The 18,117-nt window shown below is 38.0% G+C and carries 19 protein-coding genes; 8 read left to right on the forward strand and 11 right to left on the reverse strand.

Going from position 1 to position 18,117, the window contains the following annotated elements:
- The first annotated feature begins 33 nt into the window (after positions 1–33).
- The 3 genes from truB (at position 34) to RMB03_RS13255 (ending at position 2,390) form a co-directional block, all read left to right on the forward strand.
- Positions 34–939: a tRNA pseudouridine(55) synthase TruB gene (gene truB, locus RMB03_RS13245; RefSeq protein ID WP_311076564.1), complete on the forward strand. Its 906-nt coding sequence runs from the start codon at positions 34–36 to the stop codon at positions 937–939.
- A gap of 19 nt (positions 940–958) precedes the next feature.
- Positions 959–1,735 (forward strand): TSUP family transporter, encoded by a 777-nt coding sequence (locus tag RMB03_RS13250; protein WP_005301047.1) that lies wholly within the window; start codon positions 959–961, stop codon positions 1,733–1,735.
- 211 nt (positions 1,736–1,946) lie between these two features.
- Positions 1,947–2,390, forward strand: coding sequence for a hemerythrin domain-containing protein (locus tag RMB03_RS13255; RefSeq protein WP_003653765.1), 444 nt, complete (start codon positions 1,947–1,949; stop codon positions 2,388–2,390).
- Between the two features lie 7 nt (positions 2,391–2,397).
- Here the strand turns inward: RMB03_RS13255 and RMB03_RS13260 are convergent, their stop codons facing one another.
- The 3 genes from RMB03_RS13260 to serA all read right to left on the reverse strand — a co-directional run bounded on the left by RMB03_RS13260 (position 2,398) and on the right by serA (position 5,569).
- A complete protein-coding gene (locus tag RMB03_RS13260; RefSeq protein WP_003653764.1) occupies positions 2,398–3,261 on the reverse strand; it encodes a DMT family transporter in 864 nt (287 codons plus the stop codon).
- Between the two features lie 92 nt (positions 3,262–3,353).
- Positions 3,354–4,238 carry an EamA family transporter gene (locus tag RMB03_RS13265; RefSeq protein ID WP_311076565.1) on the reverse strand — a complete coding sequence of 295 codons (885 nt, stop codon included), beginning with the start codon at positions 4,236–4,238 and terminating at the stop codon, positions 3,354–3,356.
- A gap of 98 nt (positions 4,239–4,336) precedes the next feature.
- Positions 4,337–5,569, reverse strand: coding sequence for a phosphoglycerate dehydrogenase (gene serA, locus RMB03_RS13270; RefSeq protein ID WP_311076566.1), 1,233 nt, complete (start codon positions 5,567–5,569; stop codon positions 4,337–4,339).
- A gap of 368 nt (positions 5,570–5,937) precedes the next feature.
- Here serA and RMB03_RS13275 point away from each other — a divergent pair, with 368 nt between their 5' ends.
- Positions 5,938–7,347 carry an FAD-binding oxidoreductase gene (locus RMB03_RS13275; RefSeq protein ID WP_004639662.1) on the forward strand — a complete coding sequence of 470 codons (1,410 nt, stop codon included), beginning with the start codon at positions 5,938–5,940 and terminating at the stop codon, positions 7,345–7,347.
- A 64-nt stretch (positions 7,348–7,411) separates the two neighbouring features.
- Here the strand turns inward: RMB03_RS13275 and RMB03_RS13280 are convergent, their stop codons facing one another.
- Positions 7,412–8,200, reverse strand: a complete 789-nt coding sequence (locus RMB03_RS13280; RefSeq protein ID WP_311076567.1) for a xanthine permease — start codon at positions 8,198–8,200, stop codon at positions 7,412–7,414.
- A gap of 187 nt (positions 8,201–8,387) precedes the next feature.
- On the opposite strand from RMB03_RS13280, the gene RMB03_RS13285 reads away from it, so the two are divergent.
- Positions 8,388–8,756: a hypothetical protein gene (locus RMB03_RS13285; protein ID WP_004639658.1), complete on the forward strand. Its 369-nt coding sequence runs from the start codon at positions 8,388–8,390 to the stop codon at positions 8,754–8,756.
- Positions 8,757–8,801: 45 nt separating this feature from the next.
- Here RMB03_RS13285 and RMB03_RS13290 read toward each other — a convergent pair whose 3' ends face one another.
- Together RMB03_RS13290 and RMB03_RS13295 are read right to left on the reverse strand one after the other, a co-directional pair.
- On the reverse strand, positions 8,802–9,116 hold the full coding sequence (locus tag RMB03_RS13290; protein ID WP_045433311.1) for a putative quinol monooxygenase: 315 nt from the start codon (positions 9,114–9,116) through the stop codon (positions 8,802–8,804).
- Between the two features lie 13 nt (positions 9,117–9,129).
- A complete protein-coding gene (locus tag RMB03_RS13295; RefSeq protein WP_005038353.1) occupies positions 9,130–9,717 on the reverse strand; it encodes an NAD(P)H-dependent oxidoreductase in 588 nt (195 codons plus the stop codon).
- A gap of 241 nt (positions 9,718–9,958) precedes the next feature.
- On the opposite strand from RMB03_RS13295, the gene RMB03_RS13300 reads away from it, so the two are divergent.
- Together RMB03_RS13300 and RMB03_RS13305 are read left to right on the forward strand one after the other, a co-directional pair.
- Complete coding sequence (locus RMB03_RS13300; protein ID WP_311076568.1) at positions 9,959–10,324, forward strand: hypothetical protein; 366 nt, start codon at positions 9,959–9,961, stop codon at positions 10,322–10,324.
- 363 nt (positions 10,325–10,687) lie between these two features.
- Positions 10,688–11,917 carry an MFS transporter gene (locus RMB03_RS13305; RefSeq protein ID WP_311076569.1) on the forward strand — a complete coding sequence of 410 codons (1,230 nt, stop codon included), beginning with the start codon at positions 10,688–10,690 and terminating at the stop codon, positions 11,915–11,917.
- 39 nt (positions 11,918–11,956) lie between these two features.
- Here the strand turns inward: RMB03_RS13305 and RMB03_RS13310 are convergent, their stop codons facing one another.
- From RMB03_RS13310 to RMB03_RS13330, 5 genes are all read right to left on the reverse strand, one after another.
- Positions 11,957–12,493: a hypothetical protein gene (locus RMB03_RS13310; RefSeq protein WP_311076570.1), complete on the reverse strand. Its 537-nt coding sequence runs from the start codon at positions 12,491–12,493 to the stop codon at positions 11,957–11,959.
- 25 nt (positions 12,494–12,518) lie between these two features.
- On the reverse strand, positions 12,519–14,669 hold the full coding sequence (gene yccS / locus RMB03_RS13315; RefSeq protein ID WP_311076571.1) for a YccS family putative transporter: 2,151 nt from the start codon (positions 14,667–14,669) through the stop codon (positions 12,519–12,521).
- A gap of 203 nt (positions 14,670–14,872) precedes the next feature.
- Positions 14,873–15,448 carry a superoxide dismutase family protein gene (gene sodC, locus RMB03_RS13320; protein WP_003653747.1) on the reverse strand — a complete coding sequence of 192 codons (576 nt, stop codon included), beginning with the start codon at positions 15,446–15,448 and terminating at the stop codon, positions 14,873–14,875.
- Positions 15,449–15,571: 123 nt separating this feature from the next.
- Positions 15,572–16,690 carry an AI-2E family transporter gene (locus tag RMB03_RS13325; RefSeq protein WP_005038369.1) on the reverse strand — a complete coding sequence of 373 codons (1,119 nt, stop codon included), beginning with the start codon at positions 16,688–16,690 and terminating at the stop codon, positions 15,572–15,574.
- Between the two features lie 124 nt (positions 16,691–16,814).
- Complete coding sequence (locus RMB03_RS13330) at positions 16,815–17,459, reverse strand: ParA family protein (protein WP_017390979.1); 645 nt, start codon at positions 17,457–17,459, stop codon at positions 16,815–16,817.
- Positions 17,460–17,618: 159 nt separating this feature from the next.
- Here RMB03_RS13330 and RMB03_RS13335 point away from each other — a divergent pair, with 159 nt between their 5' ends.
- Positions 17,619–18,086 (forward strand): Holliday junction resolvase-like protein, encoded by a 468-nt coding sequence (locus RMB03_RS13335; RefSeq protein WP_004639641.1) that lies wholly within the window; start codon positions 17,619–17,621, stop codon positions 18,084–18,086.
- Positions 18,087–18,117 lie beyond the last annotated feature (31 nt).

The following is an 18,117-nucleotide window of genomic DNA, read 5'->3' on the forward strand; positions in this document are numbered from 1 at the left end:
GGCACTTTTTTCTAGCTTTGTGTTCCAGTAAAAATGACGACAAAAAATCAAAAAATTTCTCGTCGCCATATCAGTGGTGTATTTCTATTAAATAAACCATTAGGGCTCAGCTCAAATGCGGCTTTGCAAAAAGTGCGTTGGTTATATCGCGCTCAAAAAGCAGGTCATACTGGAGCTTTAGATCCTTTGGCGACAGGGTTGCTTCCTATTTGTTTAGGAGAGGCCACCAAGTTCTCACATTATTTGCTGGACTCAACAAAGCGCTACCAAACCACTGTTCGATTGGGGCAAACCACAACGACAGGTGATGTGGAAGGGGAGATTTTACAAGAACGCCCTGTTCCTGTTCTGAACCAAGAGCTTATTGAACAAACCTTAGAAAAATTTAGAGGTGATATTCAACAAATTCCCCCAATGTACTCTGCTTTGAAAAAAGAAGGTAGGCCGTTATATGAGCTTGCCCGACAAGGTATTGAGATTGAGCGTGAAGCACGTCCCATCACGATTTATGCCTTGGAGCTCATTGAATTTACCGAAAATAGTATCACTCTGGATGTAACTTGTTCTAAAGGAACATACATTCGTGTATTAGGTGAAGATATTGGCGAAGCACTTGGTTGTGGTGGGCATTTAACGATGCTAAACCGGACTCAAACGGGACATTTTGAGCTCATTCCAAGTTATACCATTGAATATTTAGAGAGCTTAACAGAAGAGCAAAGAGAAGCTTTGTTACTTCCAGTTTATGCTCCAGTTGGACATTTCTTAAAAATTCAGGTGCCTGAAGGGCGTGAAAAATATTTTTGCAATGGTTTAGAAAGCAATATTGAGCATTCTGCAGAAGCAGAAGTTTTGGTTTTTTCGGGTGAGCGCTGTTTAGGCTTAGCTGAGATTACCGATAAAAAACGGTTGGTACCTAAGCGTATCTTAAATTTGTAGTAGCTATAGAGTATAGAGCATGGGTATGGAATGGGATGTTATCCTGAGTTTGATCTTTTTTGCGTTTACTGCGGGAGCAATTGATGCTGCTGTGGGGGGCGGTGGACTCATCCAGATTCCCGGGATCATGAGCACTTTTCCTAACATGTCGACTGCTACGGTGATTGGTACCAATAAAGTCTCATCCATTTTTGGTACGGCATCGGCAGCTTATACATTTGCTAAAAAAGTAAAATTGCAATGGAAGCTCTTAGCAGTTATTGCCATTTGTGCTCTGATTAGCTCTTTTGCTGGAGCAGCTTGTCTATCGCTTATTCCTCAATCGGTATTACGTCCTTTCGTGTTCGTGATGTTGATTGTGATTGCCGTTTATACGCTAGTTAAAAAGAACTTCGGACAGGTTCACACTGAGCAAAAAATTACCAATAAAATGCTGATTTTAGCCGCTATAGGTAGTTTAGCGATTGGTTTTTATGACGGTATTTTTGGACCGGGAACGGGAAGTTTCTTTATCTTCTTCTTTATCCGTTTTTTACAAGTTGATTTCTTGCATGCTTCAGCTTTGTCAAAAATCGGTAACTTTATGACGAACTTAGCTGCCTTGAGTTTCCTCATTCCGACAGGTCACGCGATTTTGCATATTGGTTTAATGATGGCTGTTGCAAACGTGCTTGGTTCTGTTGTTGGGGTACGTACCGCGCTTAAATACGGTAGTGGATTTGTTCGTATTATCTTTTTAATTTTGGTGAGTATTCTGATTTGCCGTTTGGGCTATCAGATGTTTGTTACGGGTTAAATAAGATTAAAAGTATGGGCTGTCCCTAAAATGCAGTTCATACTATTATGTATCATTTAAAATTAGAAATATAAAAATCATTACAGAAGTTTACTAGAAAGAAAACTGTGTAAAAAATAGTCTCATTTTAAGCTACTTAAACATTATAAATTTCAACGTATGATAAACCTTGAAATAAAAAAGATTTTTTAGCTAAAAAATGAGGAAGAGAATGAATATTTTCGAAGCATTAAGAGAAAGCCATGAAAATCAACGAAACCTTTCTGAACAATTAGTTCAGACACATGGTTTAACCGAAGAAAGAAAAGAATTATTTGATGCATTAAAAAATGAACTTTATGCTCATTCTGTTGCCGAAGACCGTTATTTATATATCCCTTTAATGTTTGATGATGTCGGTTTAGATATTACGAGGCATGCTTTATCTGAGCACCATGAAATGGATGAGTTGGTCGAACAGCTCGAAAAAACAGATATGAGTAGTCCAAGCTGGTTAGCGACCGCCAAACAGTTGAGTGAAAAAGTCCATCACCATTTAAAAGAAGAAGAGCATAAATTTTTCCAACAGGCGGGAAAAATTCTTAAAGACAGTGAAAAAGAAACGCTTGGTAATAAATATTTAAAGGAATATAAAAAGTATAAAAAGCAGCAATAGTATTTAACTACGCTACTTTTTTAGTACTTCTTAAAGTAACCCCAATCGACGCTAGCATTACACAAGCTAAAGCCACCCATTGCAGCATGCTGATTTCTTCGTGAAGTAATAAGAAACCCGTTAATGCTGCCAATGCTGGTGCTAAACTTGTGAGGGTACCGTAAGTTAATTTATTAAGTTGTTTGAGTGCCATCAAATCAAGAGCGTATGGAATAGCAGTCGCTAAAATAGCAATAAGTAATGCTTTACCCCAGTACTGGGTTTCAAGTAATGCTGGAGCATTATGCCAGATGCCAATGGGTAGCAAGGTCAGTGCAGATAATCCAATTCCGATGGTTAAAGCATGCATACCGATATTCTGGGTCACAACTTTCTGACCAAAATAAATATAGAAGGCCCAGCAAAATCCAGCACCTAGCGCACATGCAGCACCTACATAGGAAAAGTGGTGTTGCGTTGGGTCTTGCCAAGGTACCATCAGTGCAATGCCTAACATCGCAAGTGCTACCCAAATGTAGTCACTCTTTTGTTTAATAGAGAGTAGAGCAAGACCTAGTGGGCCAATAAATTCTAAGCCAACTGCAATCCCTTGAGGTAATTTTCCAAGCGACGTATAAAATAAAATATTCATGAGACCTAAAGATGCGCAGTACATCAATAAATCACGCCATTTTAAATAGGGTAAACGTGACCAGATTTTCCATGAGCGGAACATGATAGCGACAATAACCGTTGCAAAGCTCAGCCTTAAAATTGTAACGGTCAGAGGGTCTAATATTGCAATGAGCTGCTTAGCAAATGAAGCACTAATTTGATATGAGACCATCGACAGAATCATATAGAGCACAGCAATAATGGGAAGATTCTGCATGGAAAATACCCGAGGGCCTCATCTAATATTACTTAAAATAAGAATGTTTAATTATAGCGAATACCATGTTCCAACTCGCAGGTTGAGTCGATTTAACTGACTGTTTTTTCACGTTCCTGACGTGCTTTTTGGGTAGTTATGGTACAACCGACGGAAGCTGCAATAATTGTTGCGAGTGCCAGCCATTGATTCCATAACAAATATTCACCTAAAAAGATAAAGCCAGAAAGTGCAGCAACTGCGGGTTCTAGGCTCATCAATGTTCCAAAACTTAACGGCGTTAAATTACGTAGTGCTAGCATTTCTAAAGAGAATGGTAATGCGCTGGCTAAAATTGCTAAACCAATAAAATAAAAAAGATAGGGGAGCTCTATAACTTGGCTTATTGACCCTGAAAAAAAAGTAATTGGTAGCAATACACATGCACCTACAGTCATTCCTAAACACACAGTGTGGTTACCTGAAATGCCAGAAGGTTTTTGACCAGCAATAATATAAAGCGCCCAGCATGCACCCGCACTAACCGCAAATAATACTCCGATCCAATCCAGACTATGAGCTTGATTGAAAGGGAAAAGTAAAATGAGGCCAATAATCGCGAAACTGACCCAGACAAAATCATATTTTTGGCGTGCGTGATATAAGGCTACACTTAAGGGACCAATAAATTCAAAAGCGACGGCAATACCAATGGGTAATCGCTCAATTGACAGATAAAAAAGTGCATTCATTCCGGCAAGAGCAAATCCATAAGCCAAGATCGCTTTCCAACGAACCTGACTAAAATTAATTCGCCAAATTTGGAAAATAAAGGCAAGAATCATTGCACCTAAACATAGGCGCATTGCGGAGACAGTGAGCACAGGAAAGTTCTGAAACAGAATTTTAGCTAAAGATGCACTGCTTTGTACGCTTAGCATAGCGAGAATGAGAAAGCCCAAAGCATGTAGCTGAGATTTCTGGTTCGAACTGGACATTTTATTATTTGATCGATTGGTATACTTTTCACATGATAATGTAAATGCCCATAAAAAAGCCACAGACAATGCTGTGGCTTTTAAATTTACAGTTCGTATTAGAACAATACGCGCACGCGAATTGTACCTTCAACTTCATGCAACATATCTAAAGCTTCGTGAGAAGTAGAAGCGTCAACGTCCATTACGAGGTAACCGATGTCACCTTTAGTCATGAGTGATTGACCAGAAATGTTGATACCTTGTTCAGCAAACAAGTTGTTGATTTTAGACAATACGCCCGGTACGTTTTTGTGGATGTGCAATAAACGGTGTTGGCCAGCAGTCAATGGTAACGCGATTTCTGGGAAGTTCACCGCAGAAAGCGTCATACCCTTGTCAGAGTAAGCAACAAATTTCTCTGCAACTTCTAAACCGATGTTTGCTTGCGCTTCCATGGTTGAACCGCCAACGTGAGGAGTTAAAATCACATTGTCTAAGCCACGAAGTGGAGAAACAAACTCTTCACCATTTGCTTTTGGCTCTTTAGGGAATACGTCAACCGCTGCACCAGCAATATGGCCAGACTTGATTGCATCTGCTAAATCTTCAATTACTACACATGTACCACGTGCAGCATTTAGGAAGATTGCACCTTCTTTCATTTTTGCAAATTGTGCTTTAGTGAAGAAGTTACGTGTAGATGGAACATCAGGCACATGTAAAGTCACTACATCAGCAGTCGCTAAGAGTTCGTCTAACGAACCGACTTGGCGAGCATTACCCATTGGTAATTTAGTTACTGCATCGTAATAAATCACATGCATACCTAAGCTTTCAGCAAGAACAGAAAGCTGAGAACCGATGGAACCGTAACCTACAATACCTAAAGTTTTGCCACGAGTTTCGAAAGAACCGACAGCAGACTTATCCCAACCACCACGATGACAAGCCGCCGATTTTTCAGGAACACGGCGAAGAAGAAGAATCGTTTGAGCAAGTACAAGTTCTGCAACCGAACGCGTATTTGAATACGGTGCGTTAAATACAGGAATACCACGTGCCATTGCTGCTTTAAGATCAACTTGGTTTGTTCCGATACAGAAACAGCCCACTGCGATCAATTTATTTGCAGCTTCGAAAACTTCTTCAGTCAATTGGGTACGCGAACGAATACCAATAAAGTGAGCATCTTTAACCGCTTCTTTTAGCGCTTCGCCTTCAAGAGCAGTTTTGCGATAGTCAATATTGGTGTAACCCGCAGCGTTTAAAGTATCGACTGCGTTTTGGTGAACGCCTTCTAACAAAAGGAAACGGATTTTATCTTTAGGTAGTGAAAGATGTTGGCTCATTACGGCTCCGCTACAAAGGCCAAATTTGGTGGCGGTATAATAACATAATGGGCGGTGCTATAGATATTTCGTTTGCGCCATCGTCTTATGGCAATTTTATCTATGACTAATCACTTCTATTTATGGCTTGTTGACAGTTTCAAAATGTGCTTGTCATTTTAACTTAAAAAATATTGTTGCTTTAAAGAACCATAAAAAGTCATTTATGAAGGTTAAACATGTTTTGTAGTGACAGTATCTCTATTCTGAACTTTATCGCTTGTGCGGTTACATGTAGAATATAGCTTATGGCTTTGCTCAGTTGAAAACTCTGAGAAATATTACGCCATAGTCCCACCACAGTTTACTTCTTGCTAGGTCTGCAAACGATGAATGCTCCAGTCGCTTTAACACCTGAGTTACTTACCCAATTAACGGCAATCGTCGGTGAAAACCGCATTAAAACCGATGCTGATAGTCTCGAAAACTGGGGTAAAGATCATACTAAGCATTTTAATCCGAACCCATCGGTCATCGTTTTTCCATCGACCACTGAGCAAGTTCAAGCTGTTGTGAAGCTTGCGAACCAGTTTAATATCGCAATTACCCCTTCAGGTGGCCGTACTGGTCTCTCTGCTGGTGCTGTAGCAACGAATGGTGAAATTGTCATTAGCATGGACAAAATGAACCAGATTCTTGAGTTCTTCCCAGCAGATCGTATGGTTCGAGTACAAGCTGGTGTTGTGACTGAACAATTGCAAAATTATGCTGAAGAACAAGGTATGTATTATCCGGTTGACTTTGCGTCAGCGGGTTCTAGCCAGATTGGCGGTAATATCGGAACCAACGCTGGTGGTATTAAAGTCATTAAATACGGCATGACACGTAATTGGGTGCTTGGTTTAACCGTTGTCACTGGTAAAGGTGATATTTTACGTTTAAACAAAGGCATGGTTAAAAATGCAACGGGTTATGCATTACAGCATTTGTTTATTGGTGGTGAAGGTACATTAGGTTTAGTGACTGAAGCAGAAATTAAACTTGAGCGCCAACCACAAAACTTACAAGTTTTAGTTCTAGGTGTTCCTGATTTTGACGCAGTGATGCCTGTATTACATGCGTTCCAAAAAGATATCGATTTAACGGCATTTGAGTTCTTTGGTGAGCTTGCAATGCAAAAAGTTTTAGATCATGGACATGTACAACGTCCATTTGAAACTCAATGTCCATTCTATGTATTGCTTGAGTTTGAAGCACCATATGAGCCGATTCTCGATAAAGCAATGGAAATTTTCGAGCATTGTATGGAGCAGGGTTGGGTACTTGATGGTGTAATGAGCCAGAGCCTAGACCAAGTAGAAAGCTTGTGGCGTTTACGTGAAGATATTTCTGAATCAATCGCGCCATTCACTCCATATAAAAATGATATTTCAGTATTAATTACTCACGTACCTGCATTTATTCGTGAAATTGATGCAATTGTTCAAGAGAACTATCCTGATTTTGAGATTTGCTGGTTCGGTCATATTGGTGACGGTAACTTGCACTTAAATATTTTAAAACCTGAAAACTTAACCAAAGATGAGTTCTTTGCGAAGTGTCAGGTTGTGAATAAATATGTGTTCGATACCGTTAAAAAATACGATGGTTCAATCTCTGCTGAGCATGGTGTAGGTATGACGAAAAAGCCATATTTAGAATATTCGCGTTCAGCTGAAGAAATTGAATATATGAAAGCGTTGAAGAAAGTATTTGACCCGAATGGTTTAATGAATCCGGGTAAATTATTTGATCTTTAATGCCTGATTAGATAAAAGAATCTCTATTAAAAGCGTATCGAAAGATGCGCTTTTTTTTAAACTATCATTTTTTATAAGCTTTCCAACCCGTCAAAATATGATAAATCAGCGGTAAAAGACAAAGAGCAAAGAAGCTACAAAGTCCAATGGCCCACACAGGTAAGTTACGCGGATTACCTAAAAAGAAATAGGCAAAAATAGAATAAGACAACATTGCAAACATCGCTGTTGTAGCTAACGGAAGCGTCACTCTAAAAATTAAAGTACTAGCAAAGGTTTTATAGGGTTCCATGTTCCGATTGAGGCTATAGGCAATAATCATGAGCAACACATAACCTAAAATAAACAGCATAAATGAGGCTGCTATAAACAGTAAAATAGTGCGCCAACTCTTTTCTTGCGCGGTGTGATCACCAGTTTCATAAACAACAGTAATATGTTCTCCCACTACCGGCATATCGCCAGAGCGGACTGAATTATCTAAAGTTAGAGTTCTGTTTTGATCATCTTTGAACTGAACCTGAGCGGTGTGCATGAGAGTTTGAGTTTTATATTTACGCCCATTGGAATCTGTACGTTCAGTATCAACCCATTCAGAGGTATAGTTCACTACAGTTGCATCGTAACTTGGCTTGGTTGCTAAACCGTATATTGCTTGCGAAACCCAATAACTAAAAGGGAAAAATAAAGCGCTAATACTAAAAACAACTGCAAATAAATATGCAAATTCAAACTTACTACTTTTACGATTTTTTGCTAAACGCTTGACCCAAAATTTGGTAAGCACAAATGACCAGACCATTAAAATTGCAACGACTACCAAGAAAACTTGCCCTGCATAAGTCAGTTGCATGAATGATCCTATTTGTTGGATGGAATAGAAATTAATCTTATCAAATCATAATCGCTAAGGTTGGGTGAACAGGATAAATTATTTAATCTTTAAGTGATTAGTCATCTTTAGAACTACATAGTTTCTACAGAGTAACCGACCAAGGCATAGCATCATAAAGCTATGGCTTCTGTTTTTGGTGATAAAAATGCAACGTTTATTTTTAATTTCAGCTCTCTGTGCTGGACTTTTCACTGGGTGTGCGACAACCAGTAAATTCATACCTTTTGTGGGTTCAGAAACCCCAATGCAACAAGTACTTAAATCTCAACCTGAGATTGTCAAAGAGCACAATAATACCTCAGTTCAGCAAGTGTTTAACCGTGTGGAATCACCAACTGTTTCTCGTATTACTGTCATTCAAACAGGTTTAATGGACGACTCAGTCTCTGCAATCCGAACAGAGTATGCATTTAAATTGGTTGATGAAAAGTGGCAATTGCAAAATAAGCAAAAGAGCTATCAATGCGCTAGAGGGAAAGGCTCTAGAGGGTTCCAAACACAACTTTGTTCTTAAAAATAAAAAAGACGATAAATATATCGTCTTTTTTTATGGGCTAAATTATACGCCACTTTCTAAAATTTTAATTTTCACATCAATTACATCATCTTTAACTGCTGCATGATGGGCTTGCATATGAGGTGTAGCCAAATGTGCTTCAAGATGGGCAACGCTTGCCCATTTTTCTAACATCACAATCGTGTCAGGTTCTTTTGTTTGGAAACTGGCATTTGATATGTGATCAATCAAAGGCTCGTAGCCATGGCAACCATCTTCCGCTAAAACAGTAGGAATGATTTTTTGAAATGCATCCAATACGTTTTGGCGATGCTGTCCACCCGATTTAGTATGAATTTCCGCAATAATAGTAAGCATGGATTTTTCCTTATTAGGCTGCTGCAAATACAGAATTTAAGTGGGTTTTATATTCTTCAACATAACTATCAACGTCAGGCATTTTAATCACATCATTGACAATAAAAGTCGGAAGTGTGCTCATGCCTAAGAACTGATTCGCTTTATGAAATGGTAAATAAACACCATCAACACCTACTCCATGGAAAAACTGATCTGCATCATCAAATGCTTCCATCGGGGCATTCCATGTTAATGACAACATATATTTCTTGTCATGAATTAAACCGCCTGAACCGTATTTTTTTGCGGCATCAGAGCGGCTACGACCATCGTTTGCGTAAAGTGAACCGTGACCCACAGTAAATACGTCATCAATATATTTTTTTACAGTCCATGGAGCACCCATCCACCAACCTGGCATTTGATAGATCACCACGTCAGCCCATAAGAATTTTTCAACTTCATTTTCTGCATCGTAGTTGCTATCGGCACGTGTCACTTGAACTTCATGTCCGAGTTCGGTGAGATGTGAGGTTGCCAGTGTGGTTAATGTGTCATTTAATTCACCATTTGAATGTGCAAATTGTTTGGCACCGTTAATGACTAAAATCTTACTCATGGGAGTTACTCTAATTAAATTCCTAAATTTGAAATCTACTCTACGGAATTTACTCTTATAGAAAAATGCATGAATTGGAAAAATATTCTTGATTAAAAATCAACAATTAAATAGGAATTTGAATTGTGAAATAAATTTAGATGAATAATATCAATAACTTTAATCTTATTTTACAAAGTGCTACGGAAAAAACTGTTTATGAGCTTTAGCATTAAGTTTGAGTAGGACTAAGAGATTACATATGAAAAAAATGAGTTTGCTAATTGTTTTTAGCTTAGCAATGCTAACAGCTTGTGCTCCAGCTAAAAATTCTTCTGCTCAACTAGCCGATAGCCCGATTCAAGCAGTATTACTTGATCAACCAGATCTTCTAAATGATGCAAGTAATTTGGACATTTCACAGCAAATGAATGCTGCCGATGATCCCTCGAATGCTCAAGTCACTATTTTACAGACAGATCCTAGCGAAGATGCAATAACAAAAGTTCGTACGGAATATTTATTAAAGCGAGACCAGCAAGTCTGGAAAATTGTGAATAAAAAGCAAAGTTATCAATGTACGAAAGGGCAGGAAACCCCAGATTTCCAAGTTAATCCTTGTCCTTAATGATTAATTTTTATTATAGATGTGGATAACTTTAAGGTTATTCACAATAAAAAAAGTATGGCTGTGGGTAAAAAAATAAGATTTAAACTTCTTATAATTGTCCGATTGCTGCGCAATTCAAAAAATGCTATTGTTGCGCTCGGTAATTATGCCAACTGGTAAAAATTATCAAATCTCACATCATATAATTTTTCTATTCTTAGACACCCTGTGAATACGGTGTTTCACATTCTAAACATGCACTCTCAAGGCATATAAAAACTTAATTAAAGATTGATTGACCATACTGTCATCATCATAACTACATCCTATTTTATATGTAGTTGTAGAGACATATGGCCGCTATTTTGAAGTGTACAACTCATGAAAAATATTCAAACGACAACGTTGAACCGTACAACGTTGATGTTTCCTTTGGCCTTAGTGCTATTTGAATTTGCGGTTTATATTGGTAATGACCTGATTCAGCCAGCAATGTTGGCAATTACTGAAGATTTTGGTGTAAGCGCAACTTGGGCACCGTCTTCAATGTCATTTTACCTATTAGGTGGTGCCTCGGTTGCATGGTTACTTGGGCCTTTGTCAGATCGTCTTGGGCGTAAAAAAGTACTTTTGGCTGGTGTCTTGTTTTTCGCCTTATGCTGTTTTTTAATTTTACTAACCCGACAAATGGAACACTTTCTGACATTACGCTTTTTACAAGGTATTGGTTTAAGTGTAATTTCAGCAGTGGGTTATGCTGCTATTCAAGAGAGTTTCGCTGAACGTGATGCAATTAAAGTCATGGCACTCATGGCAAATATTTCATTGCTTGCACCTTTGTTGGGACCCGTACTTGGTGCTTTCTTAATTGATTATGTGTCTTGGCACTGGGGCTTTGTAGCCATCGCTGTATTGGCATTACTCAGTTGGGTAGGTTTAAAAAAACAAATGCCAAATCAGCAGGTCAGCGTTACCAAGCAACCTTTTAGCTATCTTTTCGATGATTTTAAAAAGGTATTTAGTAATCACCGCTTTTTAGGTTTAAGCCTTGCTTTGCCTTTGGTGGGTATGCCTTTAATGCTTTGGATTGCCTTATCTCCAATTATTTTGGTAGATGAATTGAAGCTAACGAGTGTGCAATATGGTTTAGCTCAATTTCCGGTATTTCTGGGTCTAATTATCGGGAATATTGTTTTAATTAAAATTATTGATCGCTTGTCTTTAGGTAAAACGGTCATGATCGGTTTACCTATCATGCTGATTGGCACACTCATTTTAATATTAGGTGTAGTGTGGCAAACCTATTTAATTCCTTGTTTACTCACAGGCATGACATTAATTTGCTTTGGTGAAGGAATTAGTTTCTCAGTTTTGTACCGCTTTGCACTGATGGCATCTGAAGTATCAAAAGGAACTGTTGCGGCAGCAGTTTCGATGCTGCTTATGATGAGTTTCTTTGCCATGATTGAGCTGGTACGTTATCTCTATACTCAATTTCATTTGTGGGCCTTTGCATTATCTGCCTTTACATTTATTGCGCTCTGGTTTACCCAACCACGAAATGTTTTAAAGCAAGAAATGCAAGAAAGAAAGCTCCAAGGAAATGATTAAATTAAAAATACCGGAATTTATATTCCGGTATTTTTTTAACTATTCTTTTAACATTTTTTCCATTTCTTCGCGGTCTGTTTCATAGGTACAACCTAGTAATGTCATCGGACTTTTTCCGGTCATTTCTGATAAGTTGAGATTATGATAAACAGTAAAAGAATCTGCTGTTGCTGGTTCTGTCTTGACGGTGCGAACACCTCTAAAAAAAGGTAATGTTTTAAAGTCTGGATGTTGAGGTATATCAAATTTTTTCGAAAGTTGATTAACATTTGCATTTCGGAAAACGGCTACTATGCCTTGACCCGCCAAAGCAATTTCATGAGTTTTAATACCAAATAATTGAATAGGCTGAGCTGCTTTATATAAATAGATGAGCGGTTGCTCAGGATCATCAACTTTTTTAAAACCAAGTGCTGATAAATTTTCATCATATTCAGAAGCAAAATTGGTATAAGTTTCTTGATCTGATTGACACTCTATAATCTTTTTTAAATCATTTATTTCAAATGCATATGATGTGCTACTCAGCAATAAAAAAGTGGCACAAAGAAATTTATATATCTTTGGAAAGTACATTTTTATCCTCAATAAAGTGTTATAGCTATTTAATTTCTTGCTCTAAAAGTTTGTCTTTAAGCATCAGCAATTCTGGTAATGTTTCTAATAATAAACTGATTTGTTTCAAGACTAATGTATATTTCTCGGAAAGTTGTTCATGAGTGGTTAGTCCTCGAATTTCTTGCAATGTTTGCTCAATATGTGTGTTGTCGGGTAGTGACTGCCCAAGTACGCTTTGACTAAGAATTTGCTGACAACGCAGTAATAATTGTAAAACTTGTTCTTCATCAATTTTTTGTCGTTGACTGCCTAACGCTGCCACATAGCTGAGTTGACTGTGGCTATAAACTAAATAACGGAAAGCATAATGAATGAGCTCTGGATTAGGATTGGGCTCGGCACTTAAGCTTGAGATCATGTTTGATAGCTCAATTTGAGCATTATGGGCCGCACGACGAATTCGACGGTACTCTATATCTTGATTTTTGCCATATTGGTATTGCTCAACAATTACATTGAAATAGTCGAGCGTTGCTTTGCTGCTTTTCTTAATATTGTTAGGAATATTGCGAAAATTCCAATCAGGCCATATAAAACTTACCGCGAGCCATGCAATAAAACAGCCCAATAGGGTATCTATCAGGCGAGGTAAAATAATGCTGTAGCCTGCACCCTTTAAATTAAAAATTAATAGCACCATGAGGGTAGCCATAAGAGTGGCCAAAGCATATTTCTTTTGCCGTAAGTAAAAAAAGCATACTCCACAAATAATTGTAATGATGAGCTGACCTTCAATACTCGGTACAAAATATAAGATTGGTATTCCTAATAAGACACCGATTAATGTCCCAATTGTTCGGAGCTTAAGGCGGCTTTTAGTCGCAAAATAGGTAATCTGACAAACAAATAAACTGGTCAGTAAAATCCAGTAGCCATGCTGAGCAAAGGGTAATAATGAAATGGCATAGCCCGCGGCAAAAACGACTGCAATTCTGATCGCATGTCTGAACAATGCAGATTGAGGGGTAAGCTGTTGCCGAAGTTTCAAGATCAGATCTGAAAACCCTTGAATATCATCATCAAGTAAATTTAAGTGCTCTTGCCTTGTCTGGGTATTATTTTCAGGGAAGGGCTGTGCATATTGCAGTTGTTCAAACTGTTCATGCATTCCTTTTAAATTGTCAAAAATGAGTCTTAAATTTTTAACTTCAAAATTTTGTGGATGCTGTTGTATCCAGTCCTTTAAAGAACTCTCAAGGTGATTTAAGCCTGTCTGGCTTTCTTGCGAAGGCTGAGATGGCCGATTATATAAAATACATTGGGCTAAGTCCTGACAAGCTTGTGCTTGTAGACGTAGATTTTTTTGGAAACGGAAAATAAGATCACTACGGCTAAAGTTCTGTTGAATATGTTCGTAATGTAAATAATTAGAGGTGGCTTGCTCGTGAATGTCTCGCGCAAAAAAATACAGGTTTAGCCAATAGATACTTTTATTACTAACCCGTGAAGCCTTTAGCCGAGTGAGTAGGGAACTGCGTATTTGATTCAGACTTTGAGCCACTTGCGTATTTTGTAGGGATAATTCATATAAGAGCTGTTCTACATTCTCTTTATTGTCGGGATCAAACAAACGTGCTTTGGCTTGAAGTAATCCAGAAATTTCTTTAAAAATTTGTGAGAGTTTATCTTGTAAGGGAAGTGTAGGTTTAATAATAAAAAATAAAATAGAGGTGAAACCGTACCACAAAGCTCCATAGACAAAGTAGGTGGGCTGCTGATACCAATGATCATATTCTCCTAAACCAAACATGCTATAAATGGAAAGTAAAATAGTGCCAAACGAAATTGTGGCATAACGTTGTCCTAAGGCACCTAATAAAATGAAAAAAGCGCTAGAAATTGAGAGATAGAGAATAAAGAAAATTTTGTAGGGAGCGAGAAATCCAAGAATGCTGCTGACTGTAAAAAATAGCAGACAGACATAGACTAAGTTACGTAATCGAATACTTAAACGGTCATCAAAGTCGGTTAACGCTGCTGCAATTGCTCCTAAAGTCACAGGAACAATCAGCTCGTTATGACCTAGTGAAAGTAAACCTAAAGTTGTGCCTGTGAGTACAATCAGAATTTGCAGGCAATAAATTAAAATCGAGTTTGTCTTAAAACTATTAAATATCTGGGTCAAATAATTCACGGCTTTTGTTCTAAATTAGAGAATACGTGAGAAAGCAGTATGTAACTTTAAATTTTTATTACTTCAAAAATATTATTCTTTTTATCTACAAAAGTCAGTCACTTTTTAAGATTTTATTAGGCTTAAACCAAGTTATAACGGTCAATAAATTAACAAAATTGTGGATATCTTTTTAGATACCCACAATTTAATAAACAGATAAATTATTTAATTACGCCACATGCAATTCGTGCTCCGCCACCGCCGAGAGGCAGAGGAGAGTCAGAGTAATTGTCGCCACCCGCATGAATCATGATCGCTCGGCCTTGAATATCTGCAAATTTCAATCGAGGTGCGATCACAGCCGTGGTTGCAACTCCTGTATTATCGACCACTAAAGCAGGCAGATCACCTAAATGGCCAGTCGTTGGCGTACCATGATGAGGAGCTTGGTTAGGGTTGTAGTGACTACCAGCAGCTAAAGCAGCACCAGGTTTTCCATCTTTCTCAGCAGGAGCACAAGAGGCATTTTCGTGAATATGGAAACCACGAGTACCACTAGGTAAGTCAGCTAAAGCAGGGGTAATAATTAAACCTTTGTCGCTATCTTGAAAGCTAATGGTACCTATTTTTTTACCAATACCACTTGCGGTAACTTCATTTACATCAACCACTTTTTTCGTATGCATTGTGGTTAATGAGTGAGCCGTGTCGGATACAGTTTTTGTGACTGAACTACAGCCGACTGCAAAAAAAGCTGTAAGCGCAAAGACTGCGCCAATTTTATTAAAAGTCTGCATGGTTGGATGCCCTTATAAATATATATGTCTGATTATTAGATTCAAACAAAGGAAGGCTTAGCCTACAAGTTAATTTAAATAGTCACTTTGTATCTTGAAACATTTTTAAATTAAATAAGTATGTCACTCTTTATGATTGGAAGATTCATTATCAGAATCATAAATCATGGTCGTTTTAGGCATAGGTTCAGGTTCAATGGTTTCATGTAACCATTCACGCCAAATCGCCAATAAAATAGCTAAAATCACGGGTCCAATAAATAATCCCACTAACCCGAAACTCGCAATACCACCTAACACACCAAACATAATTAATAGGAATGGAATCTTAGTGGCACCGGAAATAACAAGCGGGCGAATCACATTATCTGAGCTACTAACAATCACCACACCCCATACAATTACACCAATTGCTTCCATGGTTTGTCCCTGAGAGAACAACCATAAGCCGACGCCTAAATAGGAGATTGGAGTGCCAAATGGGATTAGAGCCAATAAGAAAGTAGCAATGGTGAGTACCATTGGGTTTGGTACACCCGCTACAAAATAACTTAATCCAGCTAAAACGGCTTGAGCAATTGCAGTTAAACCCACACCGTAGACTACGGCACGAGTTGTTTCAGAAATCGTATCAAGATAGTGATGAACACGAAGGCCTATCACCATTTCTAAAGCTTTGCTCACCTGAGACAAAATTAGTTGTCCATCACGGTAAAAGAAAAAGAGGCTAAATACTGCAAAGCCAAGTTTGACAATATTTTTACTAATTTCACCGAGCAGCACACGGCCATAACTTAAATGGCTTTGTACCCAAGCTGCAATGTTCTGAATGGTACTATTAGGATCGTTATTTAACTCATTGAGTGTGCGAGAAATTTCTTTTCCAACAAAAGGAAGATCACGAATAAAATCAGGAACACTTAAATGACCCGAAAAAACCTGACGTTGTAAATCAAAATATAAGTTGCGGCCTTCGTGCTGCAAAATAAAAATAGCGCATGTAAAAGGTATGCCAACAACCAAAATGACAAGACTAATCATTAGTGTTGCATTTAAAGTATTACGGGTTTCTCCAAAAAAACGCTGAATTCTTAAATAAATAGGCCAAGTCATATAAGCAATGATGGCAGCCCAAAGAACAGGAACAATAAAGTATTTCAGGATATTAAATCCTAAAAAAATCAAAATAAAAAACAGCCCAAACAATAAAACGCGCTGTAAATTAGGAGCGTATGGATGCACGAACAATATTTCTCTAATTTTCTACGTAGAATAAAGTCATATTAACTGAAAAATAACCTGAGGCAAATTTTAAGGCCGTAATGTAAAGAACCTTATACAACTCTTTTTAGAAGCTAAAATTCACTTAAAACCACTCAGCTTTGTCTTCAACTAACTTGTTTAGAACGGGTTGCCATTGATCTTGAATACTAATAAAGTTTTTTTGTGGTTTATCAAAAACACTTAAACCCTGCATTGCTAAGCTACCATAAGCACTGCGTTCAGAAATCCATGCAACAGGTTCTTGTTCAATTTTTTCAAAAAACTGTTGAATATCTTTTGAGCTTGCACTGTTCGGTTTTACACGATTAGCAAGAAGTAAAATCTGTACTTTGCCTTTACGAATGCGTTTAATATCTTGTAAATGCTTCAAAAAGCGACGAGTACTGTCTATATCAAAAAATGAAGGCTGAAGTGGAGTAATAATGGCATGAGCTTCGCTGATGAGTTGTTCAGCGTGTTCACCTGAAAGAGCACCTGGTGCATCAATAATTAAATAGTCCAGATGTTTAGGCGCATCACCAATTGATTTTTCATGACGCCAGTCTAAGCTCTGAATCGTTGCGACGGTATCAGGGCGTTGTTTTAACCACTGTAAAGCCGATTTTTGGTTATCGGAATCTGCTAATGCTACTTTATATCCTTTTTGTGCCAATGCTGTTGCCAACGTAATGGCCGTCATGGTTTTTCCGCATCCGCCCTTCTGATTTGCAATAAGTATCGTTTTCATAAATCCAATTATTTTCAGCAGCACATTTTGTTTATGTTTTATACCTTAGCATCTTTTTATGAGAAGTAGATGACCGCATTTGACAAAAGTTTAAGCTGTTTCGTTATTTTAGATATGATTAGATCTGCAATGTTGATTTGTGCTTGTTAAGGAACGTTTATGTCTGTATGGCTTGCCATGCTAATTGGAGCGGGTATTGGTATTATTATCACTACTATTATTTTATCAAATACTCGCAATGGCCGAATTAAGGCTGAATATGAGCAATATATTGCTGAACTTGAATTGGAGCACCAACAAGCTCTGACTCAAGCACAAAAGCGAAGCGTGAATACAAGTCGTGCGGTGTTGAAAGGGAAAATGGCAGAACAATTCGCTCCAATTTTGCCAGAATTTCAGTATCTACCAAGCGATGCAAAATTCATGGGCGATCCGGTGGATTATATTATTTTTGATGGATATACCGATTTCCGAGATGGTGACGGAACGGCAGAAGACATTAATATTATTTTACTTGATGTAAAAAGTGGTGGGGCAAGGCTAACCAAAGGCCAACAGGCAATTGCACAAGCTGTGCAACAAGGCAACGTCCGTTTTGAAACTTTAAGAGTGGATTTTGAAGATTAAATTTTAATTCTGAGTGCACAAAAATAGACGA

The organism is Acinetobacter sp. V91_7, from assembly GCF_031799075.1.
In the GTDB taxonomy this organism is placed as follows: domain Bacteria; phylum Pseudomonadota; class Gammaproteobacteria; order Pseudomonadales; family Moraxellaceae; genus Acinetobacter; species Acinetobacter calcoaceticus.